General features: G+C 48.1%; 12 protein-coding genes, 2 tRNA genes, 3 rRNA genes, 1 other RNA gene and 1 pseudogene. 2 read left to right on the top strand and 17 right to left on the bottom strand.

What is annotated here, in order from left to right:
- Positions 1-2: 2 nt before the first annotated feature.
- From NSQ19_RS00545 to NSQ19_RS00505, 9 genes are all read right to left on the bottom strand, one after another.
- The gene (locus NSQ19_RS00545) at positions 3-1070 is read right to left on the bottom strand and encodes a protein arginine kinase (RefSeq protein WP_118498379.1); all 1068 of its coding nucleotides are present in this window, start codon (positions 1068-1070) and stop codon (positions 3-5) included.
- Entirely contained in the window at positions 1070-1615 is a 546-nt protein-coding gene (locus NSQ19_RS00540) for a UvrB/UvrC motif-containing protein (RefSeq protein WP_017551242.1), read from the bottom strand. The genes NSQ19_RS00545 and NSQ19_RS00540 overlap by 1 nt, the downstream gene beginning before the upstream one ends.
- Positions 1616-1634: 19 nt before the next feature.
- Complete coding sequence (locus NSQ19_RS00535) at positions 1635-2096, bottom strand: CtsR family transcriptional regulator (RefSeq protein ID WP_328228661.1); 462 nt, start codon at positions 2094-2096, stop codon at positions 1635-1637.
- A 295-nt stretch (positions 2097-2391) separates the two neighbouring features.
- Positions 2392-2507, bottom strand: a 5S ribosomal RNA gene (gene rrf / locus NSQ19_RS00530).
- A 375-nt stretch (positions 2508-2882) separates the two neighbouring features.
- A 23S ribosomal RNA gene (locus NSQ19_RS00525) occupies positions 2883-5814 on the bottom strand.
- Positions 5815-5902: 88 nt separating this feature from the next.
- Positions 5903-5975: transfer RNA gene (locus NSQ19_RS00520), tRNA-Ala, on the bottom strand.
- Between the two features lie 13 nt (positions 5976-5988).
- Positions 5989-6065: transfer RNA gene (locus NSQ19_RS00515), tRNA-Ile, on the bottom strand.
- 257 nt (positions 6066-6322) lie between these two features.
- Positions 6323-7876 (bottom strand): 16S ribosomal RNA (locus NSQ19_RS00510).
- Together the 16S, 23S and 5S rRNA genes with 2 tRNA genes alongside form the textbook arrangement of a ribosomal RNA operon.
- Positions 7877-8538: 662 nt before the next feature.
- Entirely contained in the window at positions 8539-10017 is a 1479-nt protein-coding gene (locus tag NSQ19_RS00505; protein WP_340702164.1) for a transposase, read from the bottom strand.
- 46 nt (positions 10018-10063) lie between these two features.
- Between NSQ19_RS00505 and NSQ19_RS00500 the strand changes: the two genes are divergently transcribed.
- A complete protein-coding gene (locus NSQ19_RS00500; protein ID WP_265115626.1) occupies positions 10064-11479 on the top strand; it encodes an ISLre2 family transposase in 1416 nt (471 codons plus the stop codon).
- Between the two features lie 686 nt (positions 11480-12165).
- On the opposite strand, the pseudogene NSQ19_RS00495 reads toward NSQ19_RS00500, so the two are convergent.
- Positions 12166-12273 (bottom strand): annotated as a pseudogene (locus tag NSQ19_RS00495) (helix-turn-helix domain-containing protein); the annotation flags it as partial.
- 87 nt (positions 12274-12360) lie between these two features.
- Between NSQ19_RS00495 and NSQ19_RS00490 the strand changes: the two are divergent.
- A complete protein-coding gene (locus NSQ19_RS00490) occupies positions 12361-12501 on the top strand; it encodes a ribbon-helix-helix protein, CopG family (protein WP_003352379.1) in 141 nt (46 codons plus the stop codon).
- A gap of 179 nt (positions 12502-12680) precedes the next feature.
- On the opposite strand, the gene NSQ19_RS00485 is transcribed toward NSQ19_RS00490, so the two are convergent.
- From NSQ19_RS00485 to tadA, 7 genes are all read right to left on the bottom strand, one after another.
- Entirely contained in the window at positions 12681-12947 is a 267-nt protein-coding gene (locus NSQ19_RS00485; RefSeq protein WP_041818574.1) for a pro-sigmaK processing inhibitor BofA family protein, read from the bottom strand.
- A gap of 76 nt (positions 12948-13023) precedes the next feature.
- Positions 13024-13236: a YaaL family protein gene (locus NSQ19_RS00480; RefSeq protein WP_013858046.1), complete on the bottom strand. Its 213-nt coding sequence runs from the start codon at positions 13234-13236 to the stop codon at positions 13024-13026.
- 18 nt (positions 13237-13254) lie between these two features.
- Positions 13255-13851: a recombination mediator RecR gene (gene recR / locus NSQ19_RS00475; RefSeq protein WP_013858045.1), complete on the bottom strand. Its 597-nt coding sequence runs from the start codon at positions 13849-13851 to the stop codon at positions 13255-13257.
- Positions 13852-13865: 14 nt separating this feature from the next.
- Positions 13866-14192 (bottom strand): YbaB/EbfC family nucleoid-associated protein, encoded by a 327-nt coding sequence (locus NSQ19_RS00470; protein ID WP_013858044.1) that lies wholly within the window; start codon positions 14190-14192, stop codon positions 13866-13868.
- A gap of 16 nt (positions 14193-14208) precedes the next feature.
- Positions 14209-15900, bottom strand: a complete 1692-nt coding sequence (gene dnaX / locus NSQ19_RS00465; protein WP_061565185.1) for a DNA polymerase III subunit gamma/tau — start codon at positions 15898-15900, stop codon at positions 14209-14211.
- Positions 15901-16055: 155 nt separating this feature from the next.
- Positions 16056-16320, bottom strand: an RNA gene (ffs, locus tag NSQ19_RS00460) — signal recognition particle sRNA large type.
- Between the two features lie 87 nt (positions 16321-16407).
- Entirely contained in the window at positions 16408-16917 is a 510-nt protein-coding gene (gene tadA, locus NSQ19_RS00455; protein WP_133537570.1) for a tRNA adenosine(34) deaminase TadA, read from the bottom strand.
- Positions 16918-17681 lie beyond the last annotated feature (764 nt).

Below are 17681 nucleotides of genomic sequence, written 5' to 3'. Positions count from 1 at the left end.
GTTCATTTGGTCTCCTCAAGCCTCAAACGTTCTCTTATCAGTGTAGCCCTCCGGATATCCCTTTCATACGGGCTGAGCGCTCTTCCGGCATAAAGCTGTAAAAATCCTGGCTGCATTAAAATCATCAATTCATTTAAAATTTGTTTCGAAATGTTTTGAATATAGCCCAGATCAATTCCCAGCCGGACATCGGACAAACAACGGGCCGCTTCTTTTGTTTCAATGATCCTGCTGTTTTGCAGGACACCGAGCGAACGGTAAACCCTGTCTTCTAATTGTATGTTTGAAGTCTGCACCAATGCTTCCCTTGCCGATCTTTCCTGTGTAATGATCTGCCGGATGACACTGGTTAAATCTGAGACAATGTTTTCTTCCGATGTTCCGAGTGTCACCTGGTTGGAAATTTGAAAAATATTTCCGATGGCTTCGCTTCCTTCGCCATATATTCCTCTTACCACCAAACCAAGCTGATGAATCGCCGGAATGATTTGTTTAATTTGCTGTGTCAGCACAAGCCCCGGCAAATGCATCATGGCCGATGCGCGGATGCCTGTTCCGACATTCGTCGGGCAGCTGGTTAAGTAACCGAGCGTTTCATCAAAAGCATAATCGGCCCCATTTTCAATCAGGTCATCAAGCTGATTGGCTTTCTGAAGCGTTTCATGCAATTGAAGCCCCGGAGAAAGACATTGTATGCGTAAATGATCTTCCTCATTTATCATAATACTAATATCTTCGCCGCTTGACAAAATAACTGCCCCGTCACCCGATTCTTCGGCAAGCTGCGGGCTGATCAGGTGTTTCTCCACAAGCACCCTTTTTTCGAGCGGTTTTAATTCATCCATTTTTAAAAATTCAACCTGCAGTTCAGCCGGAAAATGATTCCGGGCGATATCCTGGATTGTTTTCATAATTTCCCTTGCTTCCTCGGTACTAAACAAGGACGGGAACCGGAAATTTTTTAAATTTCTTGCCAGACGGACACGTGAGGTCAGTACAATTTCCGATTCAGGCCCCTGCTCGTTCATCCAGGAACTGGACGCTTCGTGCAAAAAATGTTCCAAAGACATTACTGCTCCCCTCCTTTAGCTTGAGAAGAACCTTCAAGTGCACGAATTTGATCGCGGAGTTCTGCTGCTTTTTCAAATTCTTCCTGGCTGATGGCTTCCTGCAACGCCGCCTTTAGTTCCTGCAGTTTCTTCTTTGTGTAAATGGCACCGCCAATCCGTGCCGGTATTTTTCCTTCATGCGCAACGTTGCCGCCGTGGAGGCGCTGCAAAATCGGGACAAGCTGGTGCTGAAACGTCTCATAGCAATGCGGGCAGCCTAACCGGCTCGTATTTAAAAACCGGGTCAATGTCATCCCGCAATGGCTGCAGCGAAGCACATCCGGGTCAGGCGCTGTTTCCTGTTTGAAAAGTTGGATGGCCGGGTCAAAATTAAAAAGGCCCGCGAGCAAATTATCGAAGGAAAAGCTTTTTCCCCAATCCGATGAAAACTTTTCCCCTTTCTCCTGCGCGCACTTTTCGCAAAGATGGAATTCCGTTTTCACACCGTTTATAATTTTTGTAAAATGCATGGTTGCCGGCCTTTCATTGCATTCCTGGCAAATCACAGCATACTCACCTCTGTAGTTACTTGTATTTTAAGGTTGTTAACATGGATTTCAACATTCTGGCACGCAGTTCATCCCGTTCCGGCAACTGGATGTAGAGCACGGAGCGGTCCATCACGCTGAGCATGATTTTTGCCTCCCGCCTTGAGATCACCTCTTCTTCAACGAGCCGGAGAATGATGGCTTCCGCATTGGACTGGGAGATGACATTGCCGATATGCACGAGCAGCTGGTCAATCAGTTCCGCATCGCTTTCAGGCCGCACTTTCATGATCCGGATATAACCGCCGCCGCCCCTTTTACTTTCAACAATATACCCTCTTTCAATCGTAAACCGCGTATTGATGACATAATTGATTTGTGAAGGGACACATTGGAACTTATCGGCAATCTCATTGCGTTTTATTTCAAGGATTTCTGTTTCATTCAGCTCCAGAATCCGTTTCAAATATTCCTCTATGATATCAGAGATATTTTTCATCAAAGCCACCTCCTGACATCGTCTTTTGACTTTGACTATATTTGACTATAATTATACAGGATTCCCCCGCAAAAATGCAACAGAACAACCCGCCCAATTTTAATTTTTCTTACTCCGATTTTCAAAAAACTGCTGATTTCTTTTATCTTTTCCCTGATTGCGCTTTAAAAACCCGCCAGGCCGGATACTGTCCCGCCCTTCCAAAGCCGGCATCGGTTTGAAAAAAATGGATTACCGAAACCTCCATTTTTGAAATGTGAAAAACCGCAGACAAATCGCCTGCGGTTTTGATTTGGCCCGGCAACGTCCTACTCTCGCAGGGGGAAACCCCCAACTACCATCGGCGCTGGAAAGCTTAACTTCCGAGTTCGGGATGTGTTCGGGTGTGACCTTTCCGCCATCATCACCGGACCTGTATTTTATTTTGGGATGTGTTCCCTGAAAACCGGATGGGAGAAAAAACTGTAAACGGAGAATGCGTTTCTGCTTCTAACTTTGAAAATTGTCTAGCTCCAGCGCCTATCGGCTAGCGTATTTCTGCGCTTTCTCCCTACGATAAGCGGGCATCGGCTCGCCTTTAGGGGCTCGTCGTGTTTCCTTTATCTCAGTCGAAAGCTCCGAAATCCGTACGCCGATGGGCAAGGCGCTTCCGCTTTTCTACTGTCCAGCTCCGGTGCCTAGCCCCTCGAGGTCGAATCACCTGCCCGCCACGAATCCAAAAGACGGCTCCGTGCCGGTCAAAACATTCGCTTGTCGGGGCTAAACAAGGCACCTTCGCTTTTCTATTTGGTTAAGTCCTCGATCGATTAGTATCCGTCAGCTGCACGCGTCACCGCGCTTCCACCCCGGACCTATCAACCTGATCATCTTTCAGGGATCTTACCAGTTAAACTGTGGGAAATCTCATCTTGAGGGGGGCTTCATGCTTAGATGCTTTCAGCACTTATCCCTTCCGCACATAGCTACCCAGCGATGCCTTTGGCAAGACAACTGGTACACCAGCGGTGCGTCCATCCCGGTCCTCTCGTACTAAGGACAGCTCCTCTCAAATTTCCTGCGCCCGCGACGGATAGGGACCGAACTGTCTCACGACGTTCTGAACCCAGCTCGCGTACCGCTTTAATGGGCGAACAGCCCAACCCTTGGGACCGACTACAGCCCCAGGATGCGATGAGCCGACATCGAGGTGCCAAACCTCCCCGTCGATGTGGACTCTTGGGGGAGATCAGCCTGTTATCCCCAGGGTAGCTTTTATCCGTTGAGCGATGGCCCTTCCATGCGGAACCACCGGATCACTAAGCCCGACTTTCGTCCCTGCCCGACTTGTAAGTCTCGCAGTCAAGCTCCCTTATGCCTTTACACTCTGCGAATGATTTCCAACCATTCTGAGGGAACCTTTGGGCGCCTCCGTTACCTTTTAGGAGGCGACCGCCCCAGTCAAACTGCCTGCCTGACACTGTCTCCCACCCCGGTAAGGGGTGCGGGTTAGAATTTCAATACAGCCAGGGTAGTATCCCACCGATGCCTCCGCCGAAGCTGGCGCTCCGGTTTCCAAGGCTCCTACCTATCCTGTACAAGCTGTACCAAAATTCAATATCAGGCTGCAGTAAAGCTCCATGGGGTCTTTCCGTCCTGTCGCGGGTAACCTGCATCTTCACAGGTACTATAATTTCACCGAGTCTCTCGTTGAGACAGTGCCCAGATCGTTACACCTTTCGTGCGGGTCAGAACTTACCTGACAAGGAATTTCGCTACCTTAGGACCGTTATAGTTACGGCCGCCGTTTACTGGGGCTTCAGTTCAGAGCTTCGCCTTGCGGCTAACCCCTCTCCTTAACCTTCCAGCACCGGGCAGGTGTCAGCCCCTATACTTCGCCTTGCGGCTTCGCAGAGACCTGTGTTTTTGCTAAACAGTCGCCTGGGCCTATTCACTGCGGCTTCCCGGGGCATACACCCCAAAAAGCACCCCTTCTCCCGAAGTTACGGGGTCATTTTGCCGAGTTCCTTAACGAGAGTTCTCTCGCTCACCTTAGGATTCTCTCCTCGCCTACCTGTGTCGGTTTGCGGTACGGGCGCCTTTCACCTCACTAGAGGCTTTTCTTGGCAGTGTGGAATCAGGAACTTCGGTACTTTAATTTCCCTCGCCATCACAGCTCCGCCTTGGCGCGAAGGATTTGCCTCCGCACCGGCCTAACTGCTTGGACGCGATCAACCAGTGTCGCGCTTGCCCTATCCTCCTGCGTCCCCCCATCGTTCAAACGGTGAAGAGGCGGTACAGGAATATCAACCTGTTGTCCATCGCCTACGCCTTTCGGCCTCGGCTTAGGCCCCGACTAACCCTGAGCGGACGAGCCTTCCTCAGGAAACCTTAGGCATTCGGTGGAAGGGATTCTCACCCTTCTTTCGCTACTCATACCGGCATTCTCACTTCTAAGCGCTCCACCGGTCCTTCCGGTCCGGCTTCAACGCCCTTAGAACGCTCTCCTACCACGGACACCAAACGGTGTCCATCCGCAGCTTCGGTGATACGTTTAGCCCCGGTACATTTTCGGCGCAGCGTCACTCGACCAGTGAGCTATTACGCACTCTTTGAATGATGGCTGCTTCTAAGCCAACATCCTGGTTGTCTAAGCAACGCCACATCCTTTTCCACTTAACGTATACTTTGGGACCTTAGCTGGCGGTCTGGGCTGTTTCCCTTTCGACCATGGATCTTATCACTCACAGTCTGACTCCCAAGCATAAGTTTTTGGCATTCGGAGTTTGTCTGAATTCGGTAACCCGATGAGGGCCCCTCGTCCAAACAGTGCTCTACCTCCAAAACTCTCCGCTTGAGGCTAGCCCTAAAGCTATTTCGGAGAGAACCAGCTATCTCCAAGTTCGATTGGAATTTCTCCGCTACCCACACCTCATCCCCGCACTTTTCAACGTGCGTGGGTTCGGGCCTCCAGCAAGTGTTACCTTGCCTTCACCCTGGACATGGGTAGATCACCTGGTTTCGGGTCTGCGGCCTCATACTCTTTCGCCCTGTTCAGACTCGCTTTCGCTGCGGCTCCGCTTCTTCAGCTTAACCTTGCATGAGACCGTAACTCGCCGGTTCATTCTACAAAAGGCACGCCATCACCCGTTAACGGGCTCTGACTACTTGTAGGCACACGGTTTCAGGATCTCTTTCACTCCCCTCCCGGGGTGCTTTTCACCTTTCCCTCACGGTACTGGTTCACTATCGGTCACTAGGGAGTATTTAGCCTTGGGAGATGGTCCTCCCGGATTCCGGCGGGATTCCTCGTGTCCCGCCGTACTCAGGATCCACTCGGGAGAGAACGAAGTTTCAGTTACAGGGCTTTTACCTTCTCCGGCAGGCCTTTCCAGGCCGCTTCACTTACCCCGTTCTTTTGTAACTCCCATATGAGTGTCCTACAACCCCGGAAGGCAAGCCTTCCGGTTTGGGCTGTTTCCTGTTCGCTCGCCGCTACTTGGGAAATCGCAATTGCTTTCTCTTCCTCCGGGTACTGAGATGTTTCAGTTCCCCGGGTGTGCCCTTCCTGCCCTATGGATTCAGGCAGGAATCCTGTCCGATTAAAGACAGGGGGTTTCCCCATTCGGAAATCTCCGGATCAAAGCTTACGTACAGCTCCCCGGAGCATATCGGTGTTTGTACCGTCCTTCATCGGCTCCTAGTGCCAAGGCATCCGCCGTGCGCCCTTTCTAACTTAACCATAAAAGGTTTAAATCCAAAAATAAGCGATTCTCGGTTTACTTGGTTTATTTCTCCTATCCGGTTTTCAAAGAACACATTTATAAAGGTGGAGCCTAGCGGGATCGAACCGCTGACCTCCTGCGTGCAAAGCAGGCGCTCTCCCAGCTGAGCTAAGGCCCCGATCATTAAGGAATGGTGGGCCTGAATGGACTTGAACCATCGACCTCACGCTTATCAGGCGTGCGCTCTAACCAGCTGAGCTACAGGCCCTTAATGAAAGGAAATATAAGGAAGGATTGAACCTTCAAAACTGGACAAAACGGAAACGCCAAACTTAATTTCGGAAAACCGAAGATTTTCCTTTTATGTCTAGCTCCGGGCGCTGTCGGCTAGCGTATTTCTACGTCTTCTCCCTACGATAAGGGGGCATCGATTCGCCTTTAAGGCTCATCGTGTTTCCTTTATCTCAGTCGAAGACTTCGAAATCCGTACGCCGATGAACGAGCGCCCTACGCTTTTCCCCTTAGAAAGGAGGTGATCCAGCCGCACCTTCCGATACGGCTACCTTGTTACGACTTCACCCCAATCATCTGTCCCACCTTCGGCGGCTGGCTCCGTAAAGGTTACCTCACCGACTTCGGGTGTTACAAACTCTCGTGGTGTGACGGGCGGTGTGTACAAGGCCCGGGAACGTATTCACCGCGGCATGCTGATCCGCGATTACTAGCGATTCCGGCTTCATGCAGGCGGGTTGCAGCCTGCAATCCGAACTGGGAATGGTTTTCTGGGATTGGCTTAACCTCGCGGTCTCGCAGCCCTTTGTACCATCCATTGTAGCACGTGTGTAGCCCAGGTCATAAGGGGCATGATGATTTGACGTCATCCCCACCTTCCTCCGGTTTGTCACCGGCAGTCACCTTAGAGTGCCCAACTCAATGCTGGCAACTAAGGTCAAGGGTTGCGCTCGTTGCGGGACTTAACCCAACATCTCACGACACGAGCTGACGACAACCATGCACCACCTGTCACTCTGTCCCCCGAAGGGGAAGGCCCTGTCTCCAGGGAGGTCAGAGGATGTCAAGACCTGGTAAGGTTCTTCGCGTTGCTTCGAATTAAACCACATGCTCCACCGCTTGTGCGGGCCCCCGTCAATTCCTTTGAGTTTCAGCCTTGCGGCCGTACTCCCCAGGCGGAGTGCTTAATGCGTTAGCTGCAGCACTAAAGGGCGGAAACCCTCTAACACTTAGCACTCATCGTTTACGGCGTGGACTACCAGGGTATCTAATCCTGTTTGCTCCCCACGCTTTCGCGCCTCAGCGTCAGTTACAGACCAGAGAGCCGCCTTCGCCACTGGTGTTCCTCCACATCTCTACGCATTTCACCGCTACACGTGGAATTCCACTCTCCTCTTCTGCACTCAAGCCTCCCAGTTTCCAATGACCGCTTGCGGTTGAGCCGCAAGATTTCACATCAGACTTAAGAAGCCGCCTGCGCGCGCTTTACGCCCAATAATTCCGGACAACGCTTGCCACCTACGTATTACCGCGGCTGCTGGCACGTAGTTAGCCGTGGCTTTCTGGCCGGGTACCGTCAAGGCGCCGCCCTGTTCGAACGGCACTTGTTCTTCCCCGGCAACAGAGTTTTACGACCCGAAGGCCTTCTTCACTCACGCGGCGTTGCTCCGTCAGACTTTCGTCCATTGCGGAAGATTCCCTACTGCTGCCTCCCGTAGGAGTTTGGGCCGTGTCTCAGTCCCAATGTGGCCGATCACCCTCTCAGGTCGGCTACGCATCGTTGCCTTGGTGGGCCATTACCCCGCCAACTAGCTAATGCGCCGCGGGCCCATCTGTAAGTGGCAGCCGAAGCCGCCTTTCCTTTTTCCTCCATGCGGAGGAAAAAACTATCCGGTATTAGCCCCGGTTTCCCGGCGTTATCCCAGTCTTACAGGCAGGTTGCCCACGTGTTACTCACCCGTCCGCCGCTAACCTTTTAAAAGCAAGCTTTTAAAAGGTCCGCACGACTTGCATGTATTAGGCACGCCGCCAGCGTTCGTCCTGAGCCAGGATCAAACTCTCAGTAAAGATGTTTGATAAAAGCTCAAAAAGAATTTGACGTTTCGTTTTGTCCAGTTTTCAAGGAACAATCGCTTTGTTTTTCAGCGACTTTTACATCATACCACGGCGCAACCAACATGTCAACTACTTTTTTAAGAAGTTTAATGCCGGATGCGGTGACGAAAACTATTATACTAGGATAACGAAGTACAGTCAATCCTTTTTTAATATGCCCGCTTTTTCGTGGGCGCTCCCGCTTCTTTCGGCCTAAGTTTTGGGTCCCTTCAAATGAATGTGAACTACCCTCCACTTATCAACCTTACGGTTTGATTGAAGTGGGGGCTTCTCGACTTATCGTTGCTTTTACTAGCCAACGAAAACTGACCGAGCTAACCCTCTTGTTCCAAGAGTTTTGTTACTTATGATAACGCTAATAAGCGTATACCTTCATTTTTAATATTGAGCCTCTGCCAAAATAAAAATATACCCTTGAGCGAGGCTCTGGAAAATTAATTATCCCGATTTTTTTGCCTTTTCATCCAGATTTTCAATTCAATAGAAGTAAAACGGTCATTTTCCTTCAAAAAAAGGGCATACGTATCCCGCCTTCACAAAATGGGTTTTTTTCACTACCCTTTGTGGAAAGGAAACGCTCATTTTATTTATTCACATATCCACCTGTGAATAACTTAATTTGCTCTTTGCAGTCGATTGCGTGTCCATCCACAATTGGCCTTTCCAGTCTGATAGTACGCCATATTTGCCATGATATGCATAGATATCATGCATCGATCTACATGAGCTTCAACTGCCTGCTTCCCACGCTTGTGAACACGACGGAGACTGTATCCGTCTTTTAGAATGCCAAAGATTCTTTCGATGATCGTCCTGGCACTATATAACACTTCAAATGTGCGACCATGTTGCGGCAACTCGACATCTACTTGAGGCGTTTGATCAAAGTCCATCCTAAATACTCTTCCTTGTGCTGCCCCATTACAACATTCCGCGTGATTCGCTAGCGGGCAGGTGAGACCTTCTTGCTTGGCATTTGGATGAAATACAGGACAAGTGTAAATATATTGCCCCTTTTCCCGATCAGATCCTCTAAGTTCCATTTTATGTCCACTGATACAGATGGGAGTGCCGTACCGGTTGATTTTTTCAATCCCCCGGGCGGTAGTTGGTTTATCTTTACGGTTCCGTGGATTGATCGGTGCCACCAATTTCGCCTGTAATACATCCTTTGTCACTTTTTGATTTTCCGGCGTTTGGTAGATTCCATCTGCCAGGATAAAGCTCAACTGCTCAGCCATCTCGGGGTGCTCTGCCTTAAACGTTTCCAATGTCGGTTCTAATGTTTTCCCATCGGGTGTATTTCCTTTAAATACTTCCCGCGTCAAAGGCAAACCGGATCTCACCCCGCACACCATTGATAATTTATGCGCAATATAGGAGACTGCATTACTTTTACGCATTACCCCTACATTGTCGTCCGTAAGGACTCTGGGGCAATCGCAATTACCCTCACAAGAACACGTCTTCCTTGTTTTATTCAAGGTTGCTTCTGCCTCTATATGCGATGTATCCACGGCGGCTGCTTCCTCATTCGTTTCAACCACGCCTTCCCCTTTATTATATTCAACAACCAATAGCCGGGCTTTTTCCCAAAGACCATTTGTTGTCATGATTTGATCAAAACGAGCAAAGGAACGGTAGCTCGGAATTTTCTCCGTAAATCCACACATGGTGGCAAATAGCGGGTTTGATTTCACTTGCAAATAGACACTCTCCACCATCACTTCAATATACTGTAAAGAGGCCAGTTCAAAAGCACGAAAAAAGGGCATGAAAGGATGCGGTTTTCTCCCAGTGGAAGGGAGATGAAATAATGAAGACGCAGACTTGTCTTCTTCCTCCGTTATTGAAAATAGTGCCGGTTGTATTTCATTAGAAGGATCATGTGCTCTTTCATTTTTTAGGTGCAAATATAAAAGGGTGTAGTATTCTCGTTCAATCGGCTTAAAAATCTCCCATGGGAAACACATGGATGGAATGACAAATGGTATATCGGCATAGTCTTGCCAATTGTGGGGAATCAAATTGTATGTGTAAAATTTTACTCGAAGGGCAGATGAGTGGAAAAAAATGGGAAGACGCTCTATCATTTAAATGTACGCTTGTGGGCGAATACATTTAGAAAGAGGTCTTCCTATGGATATTATATCAATAATTGCTAGATTATTAAAGGATACAAAAAGTCTTATTGAATTTGAAGAACAAGTTAAAATTCTGATCCAGAATGCCTTTACGCAATGGGTTGGGGAAATATTTGAGACGTTAGATAAAACAATTAAGCAAAAAAAGCTGGAGGATGGCTGGGAGTACTGCCGGAGTGATAACAGAAGCATTCAGTTTTTATTTGGAAATGTGACCTTTAAACGTTCACTAATGCATGACCAGAAAGGGAATTCACATTATCCTCTGGATGAATGGTTAGGGCTTTTACCATACCAACGATACAGCCCGTTAGTGGAGTTAAAGGTGGCAGAGTTGGCAAGTGAGAACACCTATCGGGAGGTAGCTGATATTTTAAAAGAATGGACAGCAGTGAGCCTTAGTCACACAACTGTAGGGAACATGGTGAAACACGTAGGGAAAACGCAAGCTGAAGCCGACAAGGCACTTGTAGAAGAGCTAGAAATAGCTGATTCACTACCTGAGGGAAAGAAGGTAGATTACCTGTTTTCCGAAGCTGATGGTATATTCGTCCGGGGACTAGAAAAGAAACAGGGTTTGGAAGTCCACCACGCCATTCTCTATGAAGGATGGGAAACCAATGGCAAAAGAGTCTCTCTACACCATCCCGTTGTTATCATGACGACGAAATCCATCCAGACATTTTGGGATGAAGTCCAAGCTGTAGCAGCCAACACCTATTCCCTAGAAAAAGCTCGTGTCATTACAAATAGTGATGGAGGTGCGGGGTACACAGCTGAACGGTTTCAAACAGCATTCTCACAGTCGGAATTTCCGGTGCTCAACCAGCTGGATACCTACCACGTTGCACAAGCCATCGTAAGGACATTCGGGGGCGGAAAGAGCGAGATCAAAGAGCAAATTAGAAAAGCGATTAGAACGCATGACCTAGACCAATTCACATTGTATTTGGATACGCATGAAAGCACATTGACGGATGAAAAGAGCCTTAAGAAAGTCAAGGAGTTTCGTTCGTACATCCTAAAAAACTGGGACCGCATTTTTGACTGGAGGGACAAGGTAGAGAACGTACCGGAAGGTGCGAGAGGCCTGGGGGCAATGGAATCAAATCAAAGGCATATCTCATTCAGAATGAAGAAAAGGGGGATGCATTGGAGTAAAGCTGGCGCCGAAGCCATGGTAAAGGTGAAACAGGGCATGCTTAACGGGACATTGCAGGAAACCTATCTGAAACACCGTTCAAGAAGCGCGAGAAAGCAACGGAGCTTGCAACAATCCATCAGGATGTCTCAACTATTCAAGCAGCCTGTACGCCCGTCAGTGGGCGTAAAGCACGGATCAGTTGCCCTGCATTCAAGCAGTTCATCGGCAATGGGACATTTAAGCAAAATATTAGAGCTTTCGTTTTAAGCTTGGCTCAGTGGGGACTGATCGTTGAGGCGCGCGAAATTTACGAGACTCCTGCGGGAAAAGCGAGCCAGGAGAGACCCCGCAGCGAGGTACGAGCGAGGAGGCTCGCCGGCCGCCCGCGGAAAGCGAGTGAATTTCGCGCGCCTCAACATCCCCGTTATCCATCTTTATACGGAAATATTACATCTTTTCCGAAAATTACACCGAGCAAGTAAAGCACGGTAGCCGAAAGTGTACAAAAAGAGTGTCTTGGAATACCCGATATTTAAACCTTGTCGAGAAAAACTTGACACATACTCAAATTTTGTTGTATTGAAAAGTCTCTGGTTTGTGTTAGAATAGAAATAGTCATGAAATCACTCCCTGGATATTTGGTCGTACTTATATCTTAACAAAGGAGTGGCTTTCATGGCTCTTTTTTTTTCAAAAAAAATCATCCTTTTCCGTTTTACAATATTTACCACAGGAATGAGTAGCTTAATCTATTGAAACCCGCCCAAAACCGACCAAAGTGGAAAAATTTAGACACTTATAATAAATAAATTTACCCTATTAAAATCAAAAACTCACAATTTCTTTTTACATTTGTCATAATGTTCCTACAAAGGTCTTTTTTCTTTAGTGGAATAAATCAACGACCTTTAATTGTCTGACTGCTTACAGTTTCAGGGGATATAGCATTTTGGCAAGGGCTCGTAGACAAAGCGAACACAACCAAATGTCTTAGCTAATAATGCGGATTGTTCTTTGTTTGGTAACAAACGAAACTTGAAAGCTTTGTTTTGCTTGGCCATATCCATTCACCTCACTTTGTGCGGAAAAATTTCGTATATATTGATTATATCGTAAAAAATCCGTACAATCAATATGAGGTGATAATCATGAGAGAAGAGAAAGAACGTGTAGAAATTCGTATGCCTAAGACGATATTAGAAAAATTGGAGCAATATCAAAAAGAAAATGGGATTCCAACTAGAACAGCCGCAATCTTAGAATTGTTGAGAAAAGGATTGGAAAAATAACTTTGGCTAAAGCCAACCGAAATTCATCTCCCACCTACTCATTGGTGCGATTCGCACCTTCACATTCCTTGAGGATGGGAGACTTCTTTCGGAAAGCCGTTAAAAAATGCGCCAAAGAAATGATGGATCATTTCTTTGGCGCTGGTTGTCTGCTGATGGCGGTTCAAGCGCTTCTTTTGTCAGGACAGAATCCACGTCTGGATGACAGTCAGGCCGATCACCCCGGGTATACCGAGCAGCCCGGAAACGGATACGGTGGCTGCATTGATCGGGACATGCAGCCCGTACCGGCTGCCCACCTGGTTTAAAAAGAAAAGGAGTACAGCCCCGATGATGGCTTTGATGCACAACTTTCCCGCCCATCGCAACGGTTTGGTTAAAGCTGCGGAAAACAGCAGCAAAAGGATCAGGCCTACAATCGCAATAATGATGATGGTTGAGCTCAAGCGGATCACCCCTTTTTTCCGGCTGCTTTATTTTTATGAAGGAGTTGTCCAAAAAAGAACTTGAGCCGTGCTGCCCTTACTGGAGGCGGATATTTCTTCTTTTCACTTCCCGAAAAAGAAACACATATTTTGCTTCGGCCACTTTGGTGCGGAAGTAAAGTTCTTCATTAAATTCAAAACTTAGATTCTGGAGGGCATTTTGCTGCACCCATTCATTTTTTACGTTTGTGACCAAATCAAGAAGAAGCGCATCGTATGCTTTCCTGAGTTTTTGCTTCTTACTGAACATTGTATCCACCCCGTCAGGTTAAATTTCTCTTCGGCCTTCCAGTGCTTTTGATAAGGTGACTTCGTCGGCGTACTCGAGATCCCCGCCCACCGGCAGCCCGTGCGCAATCCGTGTCACTTTAATGCCGGACGGTTTTAAAAGCCGCGAAATATACATGGCTGTCGCTTCACCTTCGATATTTGGATTGGTTGCAAGAATCACTTCCTGGACGGTTTCATCGCGCAGGCGTTTGAGCAGATCCGGTACACTGATGTCTTCAGGGCCGATTCCGTCCATTGGCGAAATCGCACCATGCAGGACATGGTAAAGGCCGTTGTATTCTTTCATTTTTTCCATGGCAATGACGTCTTTCGGCTCCTCGACAACGCAGATCACGCTTCTGTCGCGGCGCGGATCGGCACAAATATAGCACGGATCTGTATCGGTGATATGCCCGCAAACGGAACAGTACGTCAGATCCCGTTTCGCATCGACAAGCGCCTTGGCAAATGCAAGGACGCTGTCTTCCTTCATATCAAGAACAAAAAATGCCAGCCGGGCCGCGGTTTTCGGCCCAATGCCTGGCAGTTTCATGAAGCTTTCCATTAATTTTGTGATTGGTTCAGGGTATTGCATTGTTGATCACACCTTTAAAATCCCGGAATATTGAAGCCTTTCGTGTACTTGCCCATCGTCTGCTCCGTCAGCTGTTCAACTTTATCCAGGGCGTCATTGGTGGCGACAAGGATCATGTCCTGCAGCATTTCGACATCGTCCGGATCGACGGCTTCTTCATTGATGCGCACTTCCAGCACTTTTTTATGGCCAGAAACGACAACGGTTACCATGCCGCCGCCTGCCGTACCTTCCACTTTCTGTTCGCCAAGCTGCTCCTGTGCCTCCATCATTTCTTTCTGCATCTTTTGCATTTGTTTCATCATTTTTTGCATATTGCCCATATTGCCCATTCCTCGCATATGAAACCCTCCAGTTTTAGTCTTTTATTTCAATTAATTCAGGCCCAAACAATTTGATTGCTTCGGTTACAACCGGATCATCCTGCGGTTTTTCTTCCTCTGCTTCTTCTTTATGGTGGTGGATATAATTTTCCCTGATCGTATTCCATTCATTTTCCGGAACGCCCGCAGCCTGGTACCCGGTTCCGGTTAATTCACTGAGCACGCTCGAAATCGCTTGTAAAAATTTCTCGTTTTCCATCGCCATCTGGCAATGGATCTCATATTTGAATTTGATGACAAAAGCGTTCGGCGACGCCGCCACCGGTTCCGCTTCGTTTAAAAGCGCCGCCTGCGACCGCATCTGCCTGCTGTTGAGCGTCTCAATCATATCGTTCCAACTGTTTTTAATCCGTTTGAGATCCTCTTTTGTCGCTTCTTTTAATATATCATGAATCCTTCCGACTTGTACCTTAAAACCTTTCGAAGTGCGCGGAATTTTTCTCGGGGCCTGCCGTTTTGGCGCATGTTCTGTTTCATCCGCCTCCGGCACCCCGTTTTGCTTGAGAGACTCGAGTTCTGATTCGAGCCGTTCGATTTTTTCAGCAAGTTTCCGGATGAGATCATTTTCCCCGGGATCCGGCGCTTTTTCTTCACAAAGTTTGATAAAAGCCACTTCCAAATAAACGCGGGCCATATTGGAAAAACGCATATCCTGCTGCGTTTGGTTCAGGATGTCAATAAAACGGTAAATTTCCTGCGTTTGAAGCGAGCGGCTCATTTCTTTAAACGCCTCATCTAAATAAACCCTTTGAACCGCTTCCTCCATCTGCGGGGCAGTTTTATACAAAAGCAGATCGCGGAAATAAAGGATGAAGTCTTCCACAAGCCTTGAAGGATCTTTTCCCTGCTGGAGAAGAGAACCGACAAGGTCAAGGCATTTTGCAGCATCCTTCTTTTGAATTGCCTGCGCAAGGCGGGTAAAATCATTCTGGGAAATGGAACCCGTTACCGTGAGCGCATCTTCCACTCTCACTTTCCCCTCGCTGAAAGAGACGGCCTGGTCAAGCAGGCTGAGCGCGTCCCGCATCCCGCCTTCCGCAGCATGGGCGATAATATTGAGCGCCTGTTCATCATATGCAATGCCGGTTTCGCCTGCAATATAAGCCAGGCGTTTAAAAATATCACGGGATGTGATTCGTTTAAAATCAAACCGCTGGCATCTGGAAACGATCGTAAGCGGAATTTTATGGGGCTCGGTTGTTGCCAGAATAAAAATGACATGTTTCGGGGGCTCCTCAAGTGTTTTCAAAAGTGCGTTAAATGCGCCGATCGACAGCATATGGACTTCGTCGATAATATATACTTTATATTTAACAACACTTGGCGCGTATTTGACTTTGTCGCGGATATCCCGGATGTCATCCACGCCTGTATTCGACGCCGCGTCAATCTCGATGACATCTGGGATCGTGCCGTCTGTAATCCCCCGGCAGACAGCGCATTCGTTACACGGTTCCCCGGTCGGAGCATGTTCGCAGTTCACCGCCTTTGCCAAAATTTTAGCGGCACTTGTTTTTCCTGTACCCCGCGGGCCCGAGAAAAGATAAGCATGCGTTGTTTTCTGTTGCAGGAGGGCATGCTGCAATGTTTTTGTCACATGCTCCTGCCCGACGACATCCGCAAACCGCTGCGGCCGCCATGTGCGGTATAACGCCTGATAAGCCATGATCAATCCTCCCGGCCAGATTTGCTTCCGATTCACACATTTCTTTTATTATACCTTAGGAAAAGCGATTTTACATCCCGAATCGAAAAGCATTCAAATATGGAAAAAACCCATCCCGGATCAGGATGAGTTTTGTTTTTTATGTAATGAAACTGCCGCGCACCTTTCTTCGACCGACCCTCATAAGCGTTACTTAAGCAGTTAGCTCGACCCAGGCTGCCCTGCGGCACATGGAATGACCCGCTTAATGCTGCTTCCTTCCGGACCTGACATGGTTCGCGGGGTTCCATTGCGCAGGACCCGGGTGTCAACACCACTTACTTAAGGCTGGCCCTACAAGCAGCCGGCCTCGGAAAGGGATTCAGTCCCGCTGGAGCGGATTGCGGGTACAGGGCACCGCTGCCTCCCCACCTAGCGCGGCAAAATTGATACCAGTTTTAAGCGTTAAAAACTAACGCATAACTAAGTATACATGTCTTTTTTAAAAAAAGCAATCTCTCCCGCCTGTTAATTGGTGGGACTTTTTCCATCTTCCTCTGCCACAAATTTTTCCTTCTTTTTCTTTTCCCTTAAAGACCGGAAAAAGGACCGCAATAGCTCCCCGCATTCTGTTTCAAGCACACCGCTTACGACTTCGCTCCGGTGGTTAAAGCGACCGTCCTCAAGCAGGTTCATCAAAGTTCCCGCACAGCCCGCTTTTGGATCTTTTGCCCCGTAAACGACCCGCTTGATCCTCGATTGTAAAACGGCACCGCTGCACATTGGGCATGGTTCCAGTGTGACATACAACTCGGCATTTTCAAGGCGCCATGATCCGATCACTTCGCATGCTTTTTCGATGGCCAGAAGTTCCGCATGGGCGGCAGCACGCTGGGTGGTTTCACGCAGGTTGTGGGCTGCAGCAATCACTTTTTCATCGATCACAATCACCGCCCCGATCGGCACTTCACGGAGATGCTGTGCTTTTACGGCTTCCTGAATGGCAAGGCGCATATAATATTCATCGCGATTTTCCATCCTAACTCCTCCGAAAGGTATCGTAGCCTTATCGTAACACAGCCTTGAAAAAATCACACTGTGTTCGGTCATCAGTATGGATTTTCCTGCCGTTTTGCGCTGGCTTTCTTCAGGTAGAAGGCTCCTGTGTTAGGAAACGGAAAAGTTGGATGCTCTTTCGTTACTGAGAGCACTTATATGTTAAGGAACATCACAAAAAACGTTCGCTTCCTTCACTTAGAGGGGCTCTATGTTAAGAAACACTGAAAAACATGCTTGCTTCCTTCATTTAGCGGACGGCTACGTTAAGAAAGATGCGCAAATGGGTGCCCTTCCTTTACTTAGAACCCTTCTACGTTAAGAAACACTGCAAAAAATTTCCGCTTCCTTAATCTAGAGCGCCTTTAAGGAGTCGCGAGTGGGTTCGAAATGTCTTTTTGAAGCCGTCAAAAAGACAAAACACGTTGCATCCGGGCTCGAGATGTCTTTTTGAAGCCGTCAAAAGGACAAAACAAGACGCACCTGGGCTCGAAATGGTCTTTTGAAACCGCCAAAAGGACAAATCAAACTGCACCTGGCCCCAAAATGTCTTCTTGAACCTGCCAAAAGGACAAAACACGTTGCATCCTGGCCCGAAATGTCCCTTTGAAGCCGTCAAAAGGACAAAACACGATTGCATCCGGGTTCGAAATGTCCTTTTGAAGCCGTCAAAAAGACAAAACATACCGCACCTGGCCCCAAAATGTCTTTTTGAACCTGTCAAAAAGACAAAACAAGCTGCATCC

The sequence above is a fragment of the Weizmannia sp. FSL W8-1119 genome, assembly GCF_038008605.1.
Classification (GTDB): domain Bacteria; phylum Bacillota; class Bacilli; order Bacillales; family Bacillaceae_C; genus Weizmannia; species Weizmannia coagulans.
This window is presented reverse-complemented; position numbering and strand designations above follow the sequence as displayed.

Bases quoted from the DNA above. Each gene is read 5' to 3' on its own strand.
- NSQ19_RS00490 (WP_003352379.1), top strand. From the start codon at position 12,361: ATGAGAGAAGAGAAAGAACGTGTAGAAATTCGTATGCCTAAGACGATA.
- NSQ19_RS00545 (WP_118498379.1), bottom strand. From the start codon at position 1,070: ATGTCTTTGGAACATTTTTTGCACGAAGCGTCCAGTTCCTGGATGAAC.
- dnaX (WP_061565185.1), bottom strand. From the start codon at position 15,900: ATGGCTTATCAGGCGTTATACCGCACATGGCGGCCGCAGCGGTTTGCG.
- tadA (WP_133537570.1), bottom strand. From the start codon at position 16,917: ATGGAAAATCGCGATGAATATTATATGCGCCTTGCCATTCAGGAAGCC.
- NSQ19_RS00500 (WP_265115626.1), top strand. From the start codon at position 10,064: ATGGATATTATATCAATAATTGCTAGATTATTAAAGGATACAAAAAGT.
- NSQ19_RS00535 (WP_328228661.1), bottom strand. From the start codon at position 2,096: ATGAAAAATATCTCTGATATCATAGAGGAATATTTGAAACGGATTCTG.
- NSQ19_RS00505 (WP_340702164.1), bottom strand. From the start codon at position 10,017: ATGATAGAGCGTCTTCCCATTTTTTTCCACTCATCTGCCCTTCGAGTA.
- NSQ19_RS00480 (WP_013858046.1), bottom strand. From the start codon at position 13,236: ATGTTCAGTAAGAAGCAAAAACTCAGGAAAGCATACGATGCGCTTCTT.
- recR (WP_013858045.1), bottom strand. From the start codon at position 13,851: ATGCAATACCCTGAACCAATCACAAAATTAATGGAAAGCTTCATGAAA.
- NSQ19_RS00470 (WP_013858044.1), bottom strand. From the start codon at position 14,192: ATGCGAGGAATGGGCAATATGGGCAATATGCAAAAAATGATGAAACAA.